This is a genomic window from Serratia sp. CC22-02 (assembly GCF_900182895.1).
Classification (GTDB): Bacteria; Pseudomonadota; Gammaproteobacteria; order Enterobacterales; family Enterobacteriaceae; genus Serratia; species Serratia nevei.
This window is the reverse complement of sequence record NZ_FXUD01000004.1, coordinates 419,105-436,260: the sequence shown is the minus strand read 5'-3', so window position 1 is coordinate 436,260 and position 17,156 is coordinate 419,105. Positions and strand designations below refer to the sequence as shown.

Genomic DNA, 17,156 nt, shown 5'->3' with positions numbered 1-17,156 from the left:
AACAATGCCTTTTATTACCCAAACTCAAAGACCGGATTAAGCATAGCAAGCCGTGTGCCAATAGGCGGCCATAAAATACATTTACATTTAAAAACAGAGACATATTAATTTAATCAAAGAAAAACAACCGATGAAAAAGAATAAAACGCGCGGCGATCTTCAACGGTAGACCAATAGCAACCGTTTGCTTGCCGGAATAACGCCGCGCCGCTGCACCTTTACCGGGCAAGCGGATAATTTCGCGGCCGCTGCGGTTATTTTAACGCGATGCAAAGCGGTCTGCCCCATTCCGCAGGCCACCCGACAAACTTGAAACGATAACCATTCTCAATTATCATCCGCGCATCTTTTTGACCAGCAATGCGAAAACCATGTCCGCCACCGCTTCTGCCCCGCACACCGCGCTGTCGCGCCTTTACGCCACCCACCATGCCTGGTTGCAGGGATGGCTGCGCAGGCGGCTGGGCTGCGCTTTCGACGCGGACGACGTGGCGCAGGACACCTTCATGCGCCTGCTGAAAAGCGACGCCGCGGCGACCCTGCGCGAGCCGAAAGATTTTCTGGTCACCGTCGCCAAGCGGGTGATGGTCGATCTGTTTCGCCGCAGAACGCTGGAGCGCGCCTATCTGGAGATGCTGGCGCTGATCCCGGACGGCTATGCCCCGTCGCCGGAGCTGCGCCAGAGCCTGCTGGAAAGCCTGCAGCAGATCGACGCCATGCTCGACGGCCTGGGGCCAAAGGTGAAACAGGCCTTCCTGCTGTCGCAGCTCGAAGGCCTGGGCTATGCGGACATCGCCGTGCGCCTCGGCGTGTCGGTCAGCTCGGTTAAAAAATACATGGCCAAGGCCACCGAGCATTGCCTGCTGTTCAGCCTGGAAAACGACGTTTTCTCATGAGCAACGCCATCACCCCCGAGCAGCGCCAGGCGCTGAAGATGGCCGCACACTGGTATGCGCTACTGTGCGATGAGCACGTCACCGACCGCCAGCGCCAACAGTGGCAAGCCTGGCATCAGCAGCATGACGATCACCGCTGGGCCTGGCAGCGCGTCGAAGCGTTGCAGAGCCAGCTGCAGGGCGTACCGGGCAAGTTCAGCTACCGTGCGCTCGATCGCGCCGGCCGCCAATCGGCGATCGATCGCCGCACCCTGCTGAAGAGCCTGCTGCTGTTGCTCGGCGTGGGCGGCGGCGGCTTCCTTTACCAGTCGCCGCTCGGCCGGGAGCTGCGCGCCGACTACCGCACCGCCACCGGCGAGATCAAACCCATAGTGTTAAGCGACGGTACCCAGCTGGTGCTGAACACCGCCAGCGCGGTGGACGTGCATTACGACGATCGCCAACGGCTGATCCGCCTGCACGCCGGGGAGATCAGCCTGGTTACCGGACGCGACCCCCGGCCGCTGTGGGTGCAAAGCCCGCAGGGAGCGATGCGCGCGCTCGGCACCCGCTTTTTGGTGCGTGAGAACGGCGGCGAGACGCGCCTGACGGTGCTGGAGCATGCGGTCGAAGCGCAGCTGGCGCAGGACGCGCGGCAAACTCGCCGGGTGGAAGCCGGAGAACAGATAAGCTTCAGCGCCGCGGCCTTCAGCGACAAACAACCGGCTGCGGCGGAGGACGGCTGGCTGCGCGGCGTGCTGAGCGTCAGCCAGTGGCGGCTGGACCGGGTGATCGCCGAACTGGCGCGCTACCGGCGCGGCCATCTGAGCTGCGATCCGGCCGTCGCCGGCCTGCGCGTCAGCGGCAGTTTCCCGCTCAACGATACCGATCGCGCCCTTGCCCTGCTCAGCCAGACCCTGCCGGTGCGCCTGCAGAGCTTTACCCGCTATTGGCTGAAAATCGTCCCCGCCTGAATCTTTTTAAATGAAAATGATAAAAAATCGCATTCTTGATTGTCCCTTTTGCTTTGCTCATCCGACTCCCAGGAAAACACTGCAGCAATAAATAAAAAATGATTCAGGAGAAGGTATGAACAACGCTTGGGGAAAGGGAGCGCCGGCTTCGCTTTGGGGAAAACGGGCCACGCCGCTGGCCGTGGCCATTGGCCTGGCCTTCGCCGCACCGCTGACGGCGAGCGCCGCCAGCGCCGCTGCAACCTATCACATTCCGGCCGGTGAGCTGGACGGCGCGCTGAACGCGTTCGCCGCGCGCGCCGGCATCGCGCTCTCGGTGGACGGCACGCTGACCGCCGGTAAGCGTTCGCCGGGCCTGAGCGGCAGCTACGGCGTCGATGACGGCCTGAACGCCCTGCTGGCCGGCAGCGGCCTGCAGGCTAAAGCGCTCGGCAACCACGGTTACACGCTGGCCAAACTGCCGCAGCCGCAGAAGGAAGAAGACATCACCGTGGTCGGTGACTGGCTGGCGGAAGGCCGTCAGGTAGACGTGTTCGAACATCCCGGCGCGCGCGACGTGGTGCGCCGCGAAGAATTCGCCAAAACCGGCACCACCACCGTGCGCGAAGCGTTGAACCGCGTGCCGGGCGTGGTGGCACCTGAGAACAACGGCACCGGCAGCCATGACATGGCGCTGAACTTCGGCATTCGCGGCCTCAACCCACGCCTCGCCAGCCGCTCCACCGTGTTGATGGACGGCATCCCGGTGCCCTTCGCCCCTTACGGCCAGCCGCAGCTGTCGCTGGCGCCGGTCTCGCTCGGCAATATGGATGCGATTGACGTGGTGCGCGGCGGCGGCGCGGTGCGTTACGGGCCACAGAGCGTCGGCGGCGTCGTCAACTTCGTCACCCGTGCCATCCCGAAAACCTTCGGCATGGAGGCCGGCATGCAGGGGCAGCTCAGCCCAACCTCGCGCCAGGATCACCCGAAAGGCACCGGTAACCTGATGATCGGCGGCACCGCCGACAACGGCCTCGGCGCGGCGCTGCTCTACTCCGGCACCCGCGGCAGCGACTGGCGCGAACACAGCGCGACCAAAATTGACGATGTGATGCTGAAAAGCCGTTACGCCCCGAACGAAGTGCACACCTTCAACAGCCTGCTGCAATACTACGAAGGCGAAGCGGACATGCCGGGCGGCCTGAGCCGGGCGGACTACAACGCCAACCCGTTCCAGTCGACGCGCCCGTACGACAAGTTCTGGGGCCGGCGCCAGCTGGCGAACTTCGGCTACCAGTATCAGCCGGATCAGCAGCACAAGTTCGACGTGCAGAGCTTCTACACCTACACCCTGCGCAGCGGCTATCTCGATCAGGGCAAAAACCTGACGCTGTCGCCGCGCGAATACTGGGTGCGCGGCGTGGAACCGCGCTACAGCCAGAGCTTCCGCTGGGGCGATTCAGCCCATGAGGTGGGCGTCGGCTACCGCTACGTCAGCGAATCCACCCACGAGTTGCGCTACACCAGCAAGGCCAGCACCGGCCGGCTGCCGTCCACCGCCAGCCCGTACGATCGCGACACCCAGTCCGGCACCGAGGCGCACGCCTTCTATATCGACGATCGCATCGATATCGGCGACTGGACCATTACGCCGGGCATGCGTTACGAGTACATCAAGTCGTATCAGAACAACTACATCAAGAACAACCGCCTCGACGTTAGCTATAACGCGCCGCTGCCGGCGTTGAACGTGATGTATCACCTGAACGAATACTGGAACCTGTACGCCAACACCGAAGGCTCCTTCGGCACCGTACAGTACAGCCAGATGGGCAAAGCGGTCGACAGCGGCAAGATTGAACCCGAGAAGGCGCGCACCTGGGAGCTGGGCACCCGCTACGCCGGCGATGCGCTGACCGGTGAGATCGGGCTGTTCCTGATCAACTTCAACAACCAGTACGACTCCAACCAGGTGACCGACAGCGTGACCGCGCGCGGCAAAACCCGCCACGCCGGGCTGGAAGGCAGCCTGCGTTACGATCTGTCGCAGCTGACGCCGAAACTGGACGACCTGACCGCCTACGCCAGCTACGCCTACGTCAACGCCACCATCCGTGAAGACGGCGGCTACAAGGGCAATCAGGTGCCGTTCTCGCCGAAGCATAAAGGCACGCTGGGGCTGGACTACACGCCGGGCAACTGGGCGTTTAACCTTAACGGCGAGTTCCAATCCAGCCAGTTCGCCGACAACGCCAACACCGTGGCGGAAAGCGCCGACGGCAGCACCGGCCGCATTCCCGGCTATATGCTGTGGGGCGTGCGCGCCGCCTATGATTTCGGCCCGGAAATGGCCGGTCTGAATCTGGGCGTCGGCGTGAAAAACCTGTTCAACCACGAGTATTTCACCCGCGCCTATGACGACAATAACAAAGGTCTGTACGTCGGCCAGCCGCGCACGATCTATCTGCAAGGCTCGGTGAAGTTCTGACCCCCGGCGGCGTGCGCACCTATCGCGCTCGCCGCCTCACTAATAGCGTGACATTGTCACCAAACCCGTTCTTTCCACCTTGCCCAAGCGACGAAAAATAAGTCGCTTCTGCCGCCAATGCGCGTAATATCGACGATCCGCCCTAATTTATGGGCGCGGATTTTTTGCCGTTCTGGCCTGAAAAGCGAGGGAAAATAAGATGAATCATAATGACCTTTCTCAGTGCCGCGTGGACACCGACCGTTTGTTGATTGCCCCCTTTACCGCAGCAGACGCCGACGATGTTTACCAGGCGATCACCCCCACTCTGACACGCTTTATGACCTTTGAGCCGGAGGCGTCGCCGGAAGATTTCGCCAACGTCTGGCAAGGCTGGCTGCCGCTGATGCGCGAAGGCGAAGAAGTGATCTTCGTCGCCCGCCGGCGCGAAGACCGGCAGTTCGTCGGCGTCGGCGGCGCACATAACCTGCGCAGCCACACCCCGGAGCTGGGCATCTGGGTGAAAGAGGGCCTGCACGGCCAGGGCTACGGCCGCGAAATCGTGCAGAGTATCGCGCGCTGGGCCACCGAGCGCTTTCAGCCGCCGCACCTTGTCTACCCGGTGGCCGAACAGAATACCGCCAGCCGCCGCCTGGCCGAGTCGCTGGGCGGCGTGCTGGCCGGCCGCTGCGAACGCGTCAAGTACGACGCCGTGGTGTACCACCTGCCGCCTCAGCGCTAATCAGCATCGGGCCGCCGGCCCGGTGTGACCTTTTTTTCTCTGCGCCGTGATAACCGCTGCCACTGCCTGCAGGTTTGTGCTAATGATAGAGGCATGTAGGGTAAAAACAGTTGAGGAACAGCAACATGATTATTTTTGTTACCGGCGCCACCTCCGGTTTCGGCGAGGCCATTGCGCGCCGTTTTATCCGTGAAGGCCATCAGGTGATCGCCGCCGGGCGCCGCCTTGAACGTCTCGAAGAGCTGCAGGAAGAACTCGGCCAAGCGCTGCACATCGTGCGGCTCGACGTGCGCAACCGCGCCGCCATTCAACAGGCGATCGAAGCGCTGCCGGCCGAGCTGCGCCAGATCGACGTGCTGGTGAACAACGCCGGGCTGGCGCTGGGGCTGGAGCCGGCGCACAAGGCCAACGCCGATGACTGGGAAACCATGATCGACACCAACGCCAAGGGGCTGGTGAACATGACGCGCGCGCTGCTGCCGGCCATGGTCGAGCGCAACGTCGGCCATGTGATCAACATCGGCTCCACCGCCGCCAACTGGCCTTACGCCGGCGGCAACGTGTACGGCGCCACCAAGGCGTTCGTCAAACAGTTTAGCCTGGGCCTGCGCGCCGATCTGCACGGCACGCGCATCCGCGTGACCGATATCGAGCCGGGCCTGGTGGGCGGCACCGAGTTCTCCAACGTGCGCTTCAAGGGCGATGACGGCAAGGTCAACAAAACCTACGAAGGCGCCGATGCGCTGACGCCGGAAGACATCGCCGAGTCGGTGTTCTGGGTCGCAACGCTGCCGGCGCGCGTCAACATCAACACGCTGGAAATGATGCCGGTCAGCCAGTCCTTCGCCGGGCTGAACATCCACCGCGGCGCCTGATCTCCAACGGCGGGAGGCGACTCCCGCCCTGTTTCCTCAGGCCGCACGCCAGCCGGAAACGATGATCAGCATGCCCACCAGCGCCACCCCGGCGCCCACCCAGTCCAGCGCGGACAGCTTCACCCCGTCCACCACCCGCAGCCACAGCAGCGCCGTCGCTACATACACGCCGCCGTAGGCCGCGTAGACCCGCCCGCTGGCCGCCGGATGCAGCGTCAACAGCCAGACAAACAGCATCAGGCTCAATGCCGCCGGCAGCAATAGCCAGGCGCTGCCCTGCTTCTTGAGCCAGAGATAAGGCAGGAAACAGCCGATAATTTCGGCGAGCGCAGTGGCGAAAAACAACAGCGTGGTTTTTAACATCGGTCGCAGTTTTCTCTCGGTAAATTAAACGAATCGGCGCTTGGCTGGTGAATTCCAGGAACGCAGTGGTATATTTGTCACCACGCCTGCGGGCGAGGTAACGCCAGTGTCGCCATCATCAGGCGCACTCACTCATAAGGATGAAACGATGAAAACATTTTCGACCCAACGACTGCTACGCGGGATGCTGCCGGTCGCCATGCTGGCCGTCATGGGCGCCTGGCAGGCGCCGGCGCTGGCCGCCACCTGCACTCAGGGCAGCACCTGCGTCACCGTCGATGGCAAAGGCAGCGGCGCGATGAGCACCGAAGAAGCGCGCCAGAGCAAAGAGCAGTGGAATGATACCAAAACCCTGCGCCACAAGGTTAACACTCGCGTCGAGAAAGAGTTCGACAAGGCCGATCGCGCGGCGGATGACGAAGACCGCTGCAACGACAGCAACAACGTCAACGCGTACTGGGAACCGGACACCCGTAAATGCCTGGATCGCCAGACCGGGCGTCGGATTATTCCTTAATCCGCCTGCGGCGGGCGGGCAAGCGTGAAACCCGGCCGCCGTTACTGCTATCCTGTTACAGGAAGTCCATTGTCTAAAAGGATGACGTGATGAAAAAAACGCTGATATTAACCGCTGTATTGCTGGCCGGCGCGCCGTTGGCGGCCCTGGCCTCCTGCGAAAGCGTGAAAGCGGACATTTCGCAAAAAATCATCAATAACGGCGTTCCGGAGTCCGGCTTCAAACTGGAGATCGTGCCTAACGATCAGGCCGATCAAGCCGGCGGCCAAGTGGTCGGCCACTGCGAAAACGACACCCAGAAGATCGTCTATACCCGCCTGAACAACGGCGACGATCGCGGTGACGCGGCGCAGACCGGCACCAGCCAGGACACCTCCAACACGCAGTAAGCCGCTTCGGCTACCCAGGGCGCGCAACAGCCGCGCCCTTTCCTTTTCCCTTAAGCCTGCTCCGCCTCTTCCTCTTCGCCCTGCGGTCGACAACGCGCCGGGATCAGCATCGCCGCCGCCAGCGCCAGCAACGACACCAGCGCCGACACCAGGAACACCCAATGCAGCGAAGCCGCCACCTGCTGGATAAGCTGCGCCAGCGCTTCGCTCCCCATGCTCTGCCGCACCGCCGGCTCCATCAGCCGCTGCACCGGATCGTCGATTTCCGGCAAGCGCCACTGCAGGTTGAGGTTCAGCGTGGCGCCCAGAATGGCGGTGCCGATGGCCGACCCCACCATGCGGGTAAATACCGTACAGGCGGTGGCGATGCCGCGAATGCTGTAATGCGCCGCGTTCTGCACCGACACTAAAAACGTGGTGTTGCACAGCCCCATGCCGGCGCCGACCATAAACGCCGCCACCCGGCCCCACAGCAGGCCGCCGTTCGGCTGCAGCATCAGCAGGATCAGGCCGCCCGCCACCAACAGCAGCGCCCCCAGCAGCGCCGTCGCGCGATACGAGGTCATCAGCATCAAACGGCCGCTCAGCGTGCTGGCCAGCGGCCAACCGATCGACATCAGCGCCAGCGTGGTGCCCGCCTCCAGCGGCGAGCCGCCCATTACGCCCTGAATGAAAGTCGGCAGGAAGGCGCTGATGCCCATCATCGCCGCGCCGATCACCAGCCCGCCGATGTTACCGGCAACGATCACCCGGCTTTGCCACAGCGCCAGTGGGAAAAGCGGTTCGACCGCGCGCCGCTCCTGGCGGACAAGCAAAGCCAGCGAAGCCGCCGCCAGCGCGAGCAACGGCGCCACCCACCATCCCAGGCTTTCCATCTGCAACAGCGCCAGCAGCAGCGCCGAAACGAACAGCGTCAGCCAGGCGGTGCCCGCCAGATCCAGCGCGTGCCGCCGCAGCTGCTGATGCGCCGGCAGATAGCGCCAGAGGAAGAACATCGCCAGCAGGCCGATCGGCAGGTTGACCCAGAACACCAGCGCCCACGGTAGATGCTGGACGATAAACGCGCCCAGCAGCGGGCCGATGATCGCCGACACGCCCCACACGCTCGACAGGTAGCCCATCACCTTTGGCCGCTCGGTGGCGCTGTAAATATCGCCGATGATGGTGGAGGCGATCGGCATGATGGCACCGGCGCCCAACCCTTGCAGCAGACGGAAGCCGATCAGCCAATACATGTCGGGGGCGAAGCCGCACAGCACCGATCCCAGCAGGAACAGCGTAGCGCCGAAGAAGAACACCCGCTTGCGGCCGTAGAGATCGGCCAGCCGCCCGTAGATGGGGATGGTGATCGCCTGCGCCAGCAAATAGACCGCGAACACCCACCCCAGCAGCGAGAAGCCGCCGAGATCGCCGATGATGGTCGGCATGGCAGTGGCGACGATGGTGGCTTCGATCGCCGACATGAACATCGCCAGCATGCAGGCGATCAGAATCAATGGGCGGTGGGCGATGGGTGCGGGTGAAACGTTATTTGTCATGGCGTTATGCAGGTTTCCTGGCGTTTTTATTTTCCCTGAGTATATCAGCAAGCGCCTGTGCCAAGTCTATCCGCCCTCACATCCTGTCTTTGCCGACGGCGAATCGCACCATTTGGACTGATTGTTACGGCGTAACGTTTTGCTGAGAATTTTTTTCACTTTCCCCTCATCCCAGCGCTGACGCGGGCTGAGGCGCCGATCCACGCAATCTCAATCAACTGATTTTGTTCATAAAACTTGGCATGGCCAACGACAGGGTGCTATACCTTCCCTAGCCGGGGTCATTGGGCTTCGTGCTTTCTCTAGTTTAAATATCAGTATCTTATGCTGATTAACTCACGTATTGAGCCACCGTTCAGCACGCTATGCCGAACACACCCTTCGCTCAATGTCGCTAACCTCATGCGAAACGCCCGTTTTGTACCGCCACGCCCGCCGGGCAGTGGGTAACAATCAGAGCGGAATGCGCCGTCTCGTCGGCCGCTCCGCGCAACGGAGGACGCAACATCATGCACAAGTCAGCGCCATACCGGCGCCTGCTCCTCGGGAGCCTGCTGTTTATCGCCGTCATCGCGCTGCTGGTTTACGGCATCGGTTGGGAAACCCTTAAGTCGCGCCGGGAAGATTTGATTTACCTCGGCCAGCAGCACATGTTCCTGGTGGTGTGTTCCATGCTGCTGTCGCTGCTGGTCGGCATTCCCAGCGGCATCCTGCTGAGCCGCCCCTTCGCCCGCCGCTGGGCGGAGCACGTGATGCAGATCTTTAACGTCGGCAACACCCTGCCGCCGCTGGCGGTGCTGGCGCTGGCGATGGTGATTATCGGCATCGGCGACCGGCCGGCGGTGGTGGCGCTGTTCCTCGCCTCGCTGCTGCCCATCGTGCGCAATACCTATGCCGGCCTGCGTTCGGTGCCGCCGGCGCTGGTCGAGGCCGCCAACGGTATTGGCATGACCGCCGGGCAGCGGCTGCGCCAGGTCGAACTGCCCAACGCGCTGCCGGTGATCTTCGCCGGGGTGCGCATCGCGATGGCGATCAACGTCGGCACCGCGCCGCTGGCGTTTTTGATCGGCGCCAGCAGCTACGGCGAGCTGATCTTCCCCGGCATCTACCTGAACGACTTCCCGACGCTGATCCTCGGCGCCGCCGCCACCGCGCTGATCGCCCTGCTGCTGGATCTGGCGCTGGCCGGTCTCGGCCGCCGGCTCAGCCCGCACACCGCATCCTGATGGGAGAAACGCGATGACTCGATGGTTACAACACCTCCGCCACGCGCTGCTGTTCTCTTTGCTGATGACCGGCGCGGCCGCCTGGGCCGCACCGCTCACGCTGGCGAGCAAGAACTTTACCGAACAGCGCATTCTGTCGGCGATCACCGTGCAATACCTGCGGGCCAAAGGTTTTCAGGTCGAACCCAAGACCAATCTGGCCACGGTGATCACCCGCAACGCGATGATCAACAAACAGATCGACATGACCTGGGAATACACCGGCACCTCGCTGATCATCTTTAACCACATCAATAAGCGCATGACGCCGCAGGAAACTTACGACACGGTGAAAAAGCTCGACGCCAAACTCGGCCTGGTGTGGCTGCAGCCGGCGGACATGAACAACACCTACGCCTTCGCCATGCAGCGCCAGCGCGCGGAAAAAGAGCAGATTCGCACCATGTCGCAGCTGGTGGCCAAAGTGGAACAGGTGCGTAAAACCGACCCGAAACACAACTGGCTGCTGGGGCTGGATCTGGAGTTTGCCGGCCGCTCGGACGGCCTGAAGCCGATGCAGGCGCTGTACGACATGCCGCTCGATCGCCCGCAAATCCGCCAAATGGACCCCGGCCTGGTTTACAACGCCATCCGCGACGGCTTCGTCGATGCCGGGCTGGTGTACACCACCGACGGCCGGGTGAAAGGCTTCGATCTGCAGGTGCTCGAAGACGACAAGGGCTATTTCCCGAGCTATGCGGTCACGCCGGTGGTGCGTGCCGACGTGTTGCAAAACACGCCGGGGCTGGAAGCGGCGCTGAACACGCTGTCGAAACAGTTCAACAATCAGGTGATCACCGAGCTTAACGCCAGGGTGGATATCGACTACCAGACGCCGCAACAGGTCGCCGACGCGTTCCTCAAGCAGCGCGGCCTGATTTAGGGAGGCATGTGATGAATACTGTACTTTACGCCTGGCAAAACTGGGCCTATATCGCCGGATTGACGCTGGAGCACCTGCTGCTGGTCGGCGTCGCCGTCGGCCTGGCGATCCTGATCGGCGTACCGCTCGGCGTGCTGATCGTCCGCCACAAATGGCTGGCGACGCCGGTGCTGAGCCTGGCCACGCTGGTGCTGACCGTGCCCTCCATCGCCCTGTTCGGGCTGATGATCCCGCTGTTTTCCTTAATTGGCCACGGCATCGGCTACGTGCCGGCGATCACCGCGGTGTTCCTCTACTCGCTGCTGCCGATCGTGCGCAACACCCACACCGCGCTCGACAACCTGCCCGGCGGGCTGCGCGAAGCCGGCCGCGGCATCGGCATGACGTTCTGGCAACGCCTGCGCTGGGTAGAGATCCCGGTGGCGCTGCCGGTGATTTTCGGCGGCATTCGCACCGCCGTGGTGATGAATATCGGCGTGATGGCGATCGCCGCAGTGATCGGCGCCGGCGGCCTCGGCCTGCTGCTGCTCAACGGCATCAGCAGCAGCGACATCCGCCAGTTGATTACCGGCGCCGTGATGATCAGCCTGCTGGCGATCGTCCTCGATTGGTTATTGCACCGCTTGCAAATTGCGCTTACGCCCAAGGGGATCCGCTCATGATTAAATTGGAAAATCTGACCAAACAGTTCATGCAGAAGAACGGCACGCCGTTCAACGCCGTCGACAACATCAATCTGGACGTACCGGAAGGCGAAATCTGCGTGCTGCTCGGCCCTTCCGGCTGCGGCAAAACCACCACGCTGAAGATGATCAACCGCCTGATCGAACCCACCGGCGGCACCATTCTGATCAACGGTGAAGACACCAGCGCACTGGATACCGTCAGCCTGCGCCGCAAAATCGGCTACGTCATCCAGCAGATCGGTCTGTTCCCCAACATGACCATCGAAGAGAACATCACCGTGGTGCCGCGCATGCTGGGCTGGGACAAAAAACGCTGCCACGATCGCGCCGAGGAGCTGATGAGCATGGTGGCGCTGGATCCCAAGCGCTTTTTGCACCGCTACCCGAAAGAGATGTCCGGCGGGCAGCAGCAGCGCATCGGCGTGATCCGAGCGCTGGCGGCCGATCCGCCGGTGCTGCTGATGGATGAACCCTTCGGCGCGGTGGACCCGATCAACCGCGAAACCATCCAGAACGAGTTTCTCGACATGCAGCGCCAGCTGAAAAAGACCGTGATGCTGGTGAGCCACGACATCGATGAAGCGCTGAAGCTCGGCGATCGCATCGCGGTGTTCCGCCAGGGCAAAATCGTACAGAACGCCAGCGCCGATGAGCTGCTGGCGCGGCCGGCGAACGAGTTCGTCGCCTCCTTTGTCGGCCAGGACCGCACGCTGAAGCGCCTGCTGTTGGTGCAGGCCGGCGACGTAGCCGATCGGCAGGAAACGGTGACGGTGCGGCGGGAGACGCCGCTAGTGGAAGCGTTCGGGCTGATGGACGATATCGACGCCCGCTCGGTGACGGTGGTGGACGCCGACGGCAAGCCGCTGGGGTACGTCAAACGCCGTGAAGCGCGCGGCGCACCGGGCGTCTGCGCCGACAGTCTGCACCGTTTCCGCGTCACCGCGCGTGCGGAGGAGAACCTGCGCGTGGTGCTGTCGAAACTGTACGAGCACAACACCTCCTGGATGCCGATCGTCGATGAAGACGGCCGCTACAGCGGCGAAATCTCGCAGGATTACATCGCCGACTACCTCAGCTCCGGCCGCACGCGCCGGGTGCTGACGCCGCAATAACTCACTCAGGGGCGCTCACCGCCCCGCCCACGCCGCAGTTTGCTAAAGATTCACTGGTCATCGGCCGGAGCGCCAAGCACAATGCGCTGATGACCCTTTGATTTTTCTCACGACGCCGCCCACGCATGAAAAGATTGGTCCACCTGCACCACTATCGCGCCCTGTTGCGCAGCCTGTTTATCGCCGTGTTCATCGGCGTCGCCGCCGCTCTGGCGGTGTGGCTGTTCCACCGTTCGATGATTGGCCTCGAGTGGCTGCTGCTCGGCAATGCCGACGGCAGCCTGGTGGCCGCCGCCGCCGCGCTGCCCGGCTGGCGGCGCGCCCTCACTCCGGCGCTGGGCGGCCTGGCGGCAGGCCTGCTGCTGTATATTCACCAGCGCTACCGCCACCAGCGCCCGGCGGCGCCCACCGACTATATGGAAGCGATCGAGACCGGCAACGGCAAGCTGGACACCGGCGCCAGCCTGGTGAAGTGCCTGGCGTCGCTGCTGGTGGTGTCGAGCGGCAGCGCCATCGGCCGCGAAGGCGCGATGATCCTGCTGGCGGCGCTGGTGGGCTCACTGTTCGCTCAGCGCTTTACGCACGAGAAAGAGTGGAAACTGTGGGTGGCCTGCGCCGCCGCCGCCGGGATGGCCAGCGCCTATCATGCGCCGCTGGCGGGCAGCCTGTTTATCGCCGAGATCCTGTTCGGCACCCTGATGCTGGCCTCGCTCGGCCCGGTGGTGATCGCCGCGGTCAGCGCTCTGCTGATGACCAACCTGCTCAACGGCGGCCAGGCGCCGCTCTATCTGGTGACGCCGCTCGCGGCTCCCTTGCCGACGCAATACCTGCTGATGGCGCTGGTCGGCGTGGTGGCCGGCGCCGGCGGGCCGCTGTTTTTATGGCTGATGACCGCCACCGGCCATGCCTTCCGCTCGCTGCGGTTGAAGCCGCCGTTGCAGCTGGCGCTGGGCGGCCTGATCGTCGGGCTGCTTTCGCTGCTGTTCCCGCAGGTATGGGGCAACGGTTACAGCGTGGTGCAGGCGCTGCTGATCGCGCCGCCGGGGGTGCTGCTGCTGGGGGCGATCCTGGTGTGCAAACTGTTGGCGATCCTGGCCAGCAGCGGATCGGGCGCGCCGGGCGGGGTCTTCACCCCGACGCTGTTCGTCGGCGCCGCGCTCGGTTCGATCATCGGTCAGCTGTTTGGCCTGTGGCCGGGCATGGATACGGCGGTGCCGCTGCTGCTGGCGCTGACCGGCATGGCTACCCTGCTGGCCGCCACCACCCATGCGCCGATCATGGCGGCGCTGATGGTATTTGAAATGACCGGCGAGTACGCCCTGCTGCCCGGCATTCTGCTCTCGTGCGTGATCGCCACCACCGTGTCGCGCGGCCTGCGGCCGGTGTCGGTGTATCATTCGGCGCCGCCGCCCAAACGCGAGGCTTAGAACTCGCCCTGCTGCAGGATGTTCCTGAACTGCGGGCACTGCAGGTGCTCGGGTTCAGGGCAATCAACCAAGTGGCGCAGCCCGTCGCGCACCTGCACCAGGCGCTGGATATGGCGATCCAGCTCATCCGCCCGCGCCGCCAGCAGCCCGCGATCGAGCGCTATCTTGCCTCGATCGTCAAACAAGGCGCTCATCTCGTCCAGCGTAAAACCGGCCAGGCGCGCCAGCGCGATCAGCCGCAGTTGGTCAAGCACGCCGGCGGCGTATTGGCGACGCAAACCGTGGCGGCCCGTCGACGCGATCAGCCCTTTCTTCTCGTAATGCCGCAGCGCGGAAGGCGCGATCCCGCTCAGGCGCGCCACCGCGCCGATATCCAGTTCTTTTGCCATTGACTTGAAGCCGACTTTAAGTTGCACACTGTGCGCACATTATCACGTCACTGAGCCAAGGACACCCCTATGACCCCTGAACTGTTAGTGCGCATTCTGTTAACCGGCGTTGGCGCCACCCTCTGCATGGATCTGTGGGCGCTGCTGCTGAGGCGGCGCTTCGGCATCCCTTCCCTCGATTATGCGCTGGTGGGCCGCTGGTTTCTCGGCATGTTCGACGGCCGCTGGTTTCACGCCACCATCGTTACGGCGCCGCCGCGCCGGGGGGAGAGAGAAATCGGCTGGATATTGCATTACGCCATCGGCATCGCGTTTGCCTTTATCCCGATCGGTTTGGCGGGCATCGGGTGGTATGCGGCGCCGGAGCCGCTCATCGCGCTGTTGAGCGGCTGGCTGAGCCTGGCGGCGCCGTTTCTGGTGATGCAGCCCGCGCTGGGCTTTGGCGTGGCGGCGGCGAAAACCGCCTACCCGCGAAAAGCGCGGCTCCTTAGCCTGCTCACCCACACGGTGTATGGGCTGGGCCTGCTGATCGCCGCCCGGCTGTTGGCGGCGCTGTGCACCTGAGCAGGCTTACAGCAGCGTGGAAATATCGAGGTAGTGCGCCAGCTCGCGCTGCTCCGCGCGTGGCAAATAGGGAATTTCACCCAGCAGCGGCGCGGGAATGCGCTGCTGCAGCGCCGCGATGGTTTCGGCATAGTGCGCCAACCCCGGGTTGATGCGGTTGGCCACCCAGCCCAGCAGCGGCAGGCCGTCGTTGATGATCGACTGCGCGGTCAGCAGCGCGTGGCTGACGCAGCCCAGCTTGATGCCCACCACCAGCACCACCGGCAGCTGTTCCTGCACCACCCACTCGGCGTAAGGCCGCAGATCGTTCATCAGCACCCGCCAACCGCCGCTGCCTTCCACCACCACCGTGTCGGCTTTGGCGGACAGATCCCGCAGACCGCTGCTCATCACACCATAATTGATGTCCTCGGTCGCATGCGCGTGAAACACCTCATCCAGGCAGGTGATGGGATTGATCTCCTCGTAGGACAGCGGCAGGGTTGACGATGCCTGCAACACCAAAGCGTCTTTATTGCGGATGCCCTCGCTGGTTTCCTGGCAGCGTGCGGCGATCGGCTTGTAGCCGGCCACCGAACGGCCCTCGGCGGCCAGCGCCTGCATCAACCCGCGGGAAACCACGGTTTTACCGACGTCGGTATCCGTGCCTGTCACAAATAAACGCTTCAACATGAATAAAATGCCCCAGAATGCCCCGTTAACAATGTGTCGCCGCATCGGCGGCGAAGAAGTCTTTCGGAAAAATTCTAGGGGATGCGCCCCCATAGGGGCTTGAGGTAGCTCAATCTTTTGCGGAATTAATAAGAAGTTCTGATGTTAGCCCTGCAGCAGCTGTACCAGCAACGAACCGTTGTACAGCGCCTCTTTCACCAGCGCCGCGCCGGGCATGGTGCCCTGATTGAAGAACTGCGTGGATTCGACCTTGACCTGCTCGCTGTAGGCCGGCAGCGCCTGCTGGCGAATGCAGGAGACGATGGCCGGGTGCAGGATCTCCGCCGCGCGGTTGAGCGGCGAGCCCACCAGGATCTTCTCCGGATTGAACAGATTGACCATGATTGCCAGAATGCGCCCCACGCTGTGCCCAACGCCGAGAATGATGTCCCGCGCCAGCTGATCGCCCGCCAGCGCGGCGTCGCACAGCGATTCGACGGTCAGCGGCGCGCCGTGCAGGCTGGAGCTCATCGAGCCGCTCAGCCGCTGCTGGGCGATCTCCAGCATGTTTTCGATGCTGGCCACGGTTTCGAGACAGCCGTGGTTGCCGCAGTAGCAGCGTTTGCCGTAGGGATCGACCTGGGTGTGGCCGATCTCCACCACGCTGTGGCTGCCGGCGTGCAGCACATGGCCACCGGTGATCACCCCGGCACCGACGTTGTGGTCGATCACCACCTGAATGACGTTCTGGCTGCCGCGCGAGGCGCCGTACAGCGCCTCGGCCATGGTCCAGGCGCTGATATCGTGCTGCAGGTAAACCGGCAGGCCGGTGCGGGTTTCCAATGCCGGACCGAGCGGCATCTCCAGCGCGTCGTAAAACGGCATGCGATGCACCACGCCAGACTGCACGTCGATCATGCCCGGCAGCGTGATGGCGATCGCCGTCAGCCGCTCCAGCTTGCTTTGGTGGCGGATAAAGAATTGGTCGACTTCGGTCAGGATGCGTTTCAGCAACGGTTCAGGGTGTTCGGCCGCCAGCGGCAGCTGCTCCTCAACCACCAGTTTGCTGCTGAGATCGCGCAGCGCCAGCGTGATGCTGCCGCGGCTGATGCGGGCGGAAAGGTAGTGCCAGGCCTCGGTGTCCAGCACCAGCCCCACCGCCGGGCGGCCCCGGCTGCCGATTTCCTGGTACTCGGTTTCCTTGACCAGATGGGCTTCCAGCAGTTCGCGCACGATCTTGGTGATGCTGGCGGGCGCCAGCTGCGCGCGTTTTGACAGTTCGATGCGCGAAATCGGGCCCAGTTGATCGATTAGCCGATAAACCGCCCCCGCATTGGTCTGTTTGATTTGATCGATATGCCCAGGCTGCCCAACCGCAATCACAAACCTGCTCCTACTATTTTTCGCGCTTCTAAATAAAGACTAGGGGTTATGGTGGGGCTTTTGTCATACAGCGTCAA

General features: G+C 63.2%; 18 protein-coding genes. 13 read left to right on the top strand and 5 right to left on the bottom strand.

What is annotated here, in order from left to right:
• Positions 1-371: 371 nt before the first annotated feature.
• The 5 genes from fecI (at position 372) to ydfG (ending at position 5,912) form a co-directional block, all read left to right on the top strand.
• Complete coding sequence (fecI, locus tag QOL81_RS16775) at positions 372-896, top strand: ferric citrate uptake sigma factor FecI (protein WP_060419087.1); 525 nt, start codon at positions 372-374, stop codon at positions 894-896.
• A complete protein-coding gene (gene fecR, locus QOL81_RS16770; RefSeq protein ID WP_060419088.1) occupies positions 893-1,849 on the top strand; it encodes a ferric citrate uptake sigma factor regulator FecR in 957 nt (318 codons plus the stop codon). Before fecI ends, fecR begins: the two co-directional genes overlap by 4 nt.
• Before the next feature lie 115 nt (positions 1,850-1,964).
• On the top strand, positions 1,965-4,316 hold the full coding sequence (gene fecA, locus QOL81_RS16765; protein WP_070914942.1) for a TonB-dependent Fe(3+) dicitrate receptor FecA: 2,352 nt from the start codon (positions 1,965-1,967) through the stop codon (positions 4,314-4,316).
• Between the two features lie 199 nt (positions 4,317-4,515).
• Positions 4,516-5,037, top strand: coding sequence for a GNAT family N-acetyltransferase (locus tag QOL81_RS16760; protein ID WP_060419092.1), 522 nt, complete (start codon positions 4,516-4,518; stop codon positions 5,035-5,037).
• Between the two features lie 125 nt (positions 5,038-5,162).
• Complete coding sequence (gene ydfG, locus QOL81_RS16755; RefSeq protein ID WP_016927858.1) at positions 5,163-5,912, top strand: bifunctional NADP-dependent 3-hydroxy acid dehydrogenase/3-hydroxypropionate dehydrogenase YdfG; 750 nt, start codon at positions 5,163-5,165, stop codon at positions 5,910-5,912.
• A 36-nt stretch (positions 5,913-5,948) separates the two neighbouring features.
• On the opposite strand, the gene QOL81_RS16750 is transcribed toward ydfG, so the two are convergent.
• Positions 5,949-6,275 carry a YnfA family protein gene (locus QOL81_RS16750; RefSeq protein WP_025302721.1) on the bottom strand — a complete coding sequence of 109 codons (327 nt, stop codon included), beginning with the start codon at positions 6,273-6,275 and terminating at the stop codon, positions 5,949-5,951.
• Positions 6,276-6,423: 148 nt separating this feature from the next.
• On the opposite strand from QOL81_RS16750, the gene QOL81_RS16745 reads away from it, so the two are divergent.
• Together QOL81_RS16745 and QOL81_RS16740 are read left to right on the top strand one after the other, a co-directional pair.
• Entirely contained in the window at positions 6,424-6,792 is a 369-nt protein-coding gene (locus QOL81_RS16745) for a DUF1283 family protein (protein ID WP_038873959.1), read from the top strand.
• An 89-nt stretch (positions 6,793-6,881) separates the two neighbouring features.
• On the top strand, positions 6,882-7,181 hold the full coding sequence (locus tag QOL81_RS16740) for a DUF1161 domain-containing protein (RefSeq protein WP_049199199.1): 300 nt from the start codon (positions 6,882-6,884) through the stop codon (positions 7,179-7,181).
• Between the two features lie 50 nt (positions 7,182-7,231).
• Here QOL81_RS16740 and QOL81_RS16735 read toward each other — a convergent pair whose 3' ends face one another.
• On the bottom strand, positions 7,232-8,719 hold the full coding sequence (locus QOL81_RS16735; protein WP_055312384.1) for an MDR family MFS transporter: 1,488 nt from the start codon (positions 8,717-8,719) through the stop codon (positions 7,232-7,234).
• Positions 8,720-9,228: 509 nt separating this feature from the next.
• On the opposite strand from QOL81_RS16735, the gene QOL81_RS16730 reads away from it, so the two are divergent.
• From QOL81_RS16730 to clcB, 5 genes are all read left to right on the top strand, one after another.
• On the top strand, positions 9,229-9,945 hold the full coding sequence (locus QOL81_RS16730) for an ABC transporter permease (RefSeq protein ID WP_004938551.1): 717 nt from the start codon (positions 9,229-9,231) through the stop codon (positions 9,943-9,945).
• Between the two features lie 64 nt (positions 9,946-10,009).
• Complete coding sequence (locus QOL81_RS16725; protein ID WP_204275976.1) at positions 10,010-10,867, top strand: glycine betaine ABC transporter substrate-binding protein; 858 nt, start codon at positions 10,010-10,012, stop codon at positions 10,865-10,867.
• Between the two features lie 11 nt (positions 10,868-10,878).
• Positions 10,879-11,529 (top strand): osmoprotectant ABC transporter permease OsmW, encoded by a 651-nt coding sequence (gene osmW / locus QOL81_RS16720; protein ID WP_049199194.1) that lies wholly within the window; start codon positions 10,879-10,881, stop codon positions 11,527-11,529.
• Positions 11,526-12,665 carry an osmoprotectant ABC transporter ATP-binding protein OsmV gene (osmV, locus tag QOL81_RS16715; RefSeq protein WP_047727625.1) on the top strand — a complete coding sequence of 380 codons (1,140 nt, stop codon included), beginning with the start codon at positions 11,526-11,528 and terminating at the stop codon, positions 12,663-12,665. Before osmW ends, osmV begins: the two co-directional genes overlap by 4 nt.
• 125 nt (positions 12,666-12,790) lie before the next feature.
• Positions 12,791-14,092 (top strand): voltage-gated ClC-type chloride channel ClcB, encoded by a 1,302-nt coding sequence (gene clcB / locus QOL81_RS16710; RefSeq protein ID WP_038873948.1) that lies wholly within the window; start codon positions 12,791-12,793, stop codon positions 14,090-14,092.
• On the opposite strand, the gene QOL81_RS16705 is transcribed toward clcB, so the two are convergent.
• Positions 14,089-14,481, bottom strand: a complete 393-nt coding sequence (locus tag QOL81_RS16705) for a helix-turn-helix domain-containing protein (RefSeq protein ID WP_142109824.1) — start codon at positions 14,479-14,481, stop codon at positions 14,089-14,091. The two genes, clcB and QOL81_RS16705, sit on opposite strands and share 4 nt — an antisense overlap.
• A gap of 69 nt (positions 14,482-14,550) precedes the next feature.
• Between QOL81_RS16705 and QOL81_RS16700 the strand changes: the two genes are divergently transcribed.
• Complete coding sequence (locus QOL81_RS16700; RefSeq protein WP_169318394.1) at positions 14,551-15,045, top strand: DUF2938 family protein; 495 nt, start codon at positions 14,551-14,553, stop codon at positions 15,043-15,045.
• Positions 15,046-15,051: 6 nt separating this feature from the next.
• Here QOL81_RS16700 and bioD read toward each other — a convergent pair whose 3' ends face one another.
• Together bioD and mlc are read right to left on the bottom strand one after the other, a co-directional pair.
• A complete protein-coding gene (bioD, locus tag QOL81_RS16695; protein ID WP_049199186.1) occupies positions 15,052-15,717 on the bottom strand; it encodes a dethiobiotin synthase in 666 nt (221 codons plus the stop codon).
• A gap of 144 nt (positions 15,718-15,861) precedes the next feature.
• Positions 15,862-17,079: a sugar metabolism global transcriptional regulator Mlc gene (gene mlc / locus QOL81_RS16690; protein ID WP_060419101.1), complete on the bottom strand. Its 1,218-nt coding sequence runs from the start codon at positions 17,077-17,079 to the stop codon at positions 15,862-15,864.
• Between the last annotated feature and the right edge of the window lie 77 nt (positions 17,080-17,156).

What these genes read in the sequence shown, in the direction of transcription:
- fecI (WP_060419087.1), top strand. Translation starts at nt 372, where the DNA reads ATGTCCGCCACCGCTTCTGCCCCGCACACCGCGCTGTCGCGCCTTTAC.
- fecR (WP_060419088.1), top strand. Translation starts at nt 893, where the DNA reads ATGAGCAACGCCATCACCCCCGAGCAGCGCCAGGCGCTGAAGATGGCC.
- fecA (WP_070914942.1), top strand. Translation starts at nt 1,965, where the DNA reads ATGAACAACGCTTGGGGAAAGGGAGCGCCGGCTTCGCTTTGGGGAAAA.
- QOL81_RS16760 (WP_060419092.1), top strand. Translation starts at nt 4,516, where the DNA reads ATGAATCATAATGACCTTTCTCAGTGCCGCGTGGACACCGACCGTTTG.
- ydfG (WP_016927858.1), top strand. Translation starts at nt 5,163, where the DNA reads ATGATTATTTTTGTTACCGGCGCCACCTCCGGTTTCGGCGAGGCCATT.
- QOL81_RS16750 (WP_025302721.1), bottom strand. Translation starts at nt 6,275, where the DNA reads ATGTTAAAAACCACGCTGTTGTTTTTCGCCACTGCGCTCGCCGAAATT.
- QOL81_RS16745 (WP_038873959.1), top strand. Translation starts at nt 6,424, where the DNA reads ATGAAAACATTTTCGACCCAACGACTGCTACGCGGGATGCTGCCGGTC.
- QOL81_RS16740 (WP_049199199.1), top strand. Translation starts at nt 6,882, where the DNA reads ATGAAAAAAACGCTGATATTAACCGCTGTATTGCTGGCCGGCGCGCCG.
- QOL81_RS16735 (WP_055312384.1), bottom strand. Translation starts at nt 8,719, where the DNA reads ATGACAAATAACGTTTCACCCGCACCCATCGCCCACCGCCCATTGATT.
- QOL81_RS16730 (WP_004938551.1), top strand. Translation starts at nt 9,229, where the DNA reads ATGCACAAGTCAGCGCCATACCGGCGCCTGCTCCTCGGGAGCCTGCTG.
- QOL81_RS16725 (WP_204275976.1), top strand. Translation starts at nt 10,010, where the DNA reads ATGACCGGCGCGGCCGCCTGGGCCGCACCGCTCACGCTGGCGAGCAAG.
- osmW (WP_049199194.1), top strand. Translation starts at nt 10,879, where the DNA reads ATGAATACTGTACTTTACGCCTGGCAAAACTGGGCCTATATCGCCGGA.
- osmV (WP_047727625.1), top strand. Translation starts at nt 11,526, where the DNA reads ATGATTAAATTGGAAAATCTGACCAAACAGTTCATGCAGAAGAACGGC.
- clcB (WP_038873948.1), top strand. Translation starts at nt 12,791, where the DNA reads ATGAAAAGATTGGTCCACCTGCACCACTATCGCGCCCTGTTGCGCAGC.
- QOL81_RS16705 (WP_142109824.1), bottom strand. Translation starts at nt 14,481, where the DNA reads ATGGCAAAAGAACTGGATATCGGCGCGGTGGCGCGCCTGAGCGGGATC.
- QOL81_RS16700 (WP_169318394.1), top strand. Translation starts at nt 14,551, where the DNA reads ATGACCCCTGAACTGTTAGTGCGCATTCTGTTAACCGGCGTTGGCGCC.
- bioD (WP_049199186.1), bottom strand. Translation starts at nt 15,717, where the DNA reads ATGTTGAAGCGTTTATTTGTGACAGGCACGGATACCGACGTCGGTAAA.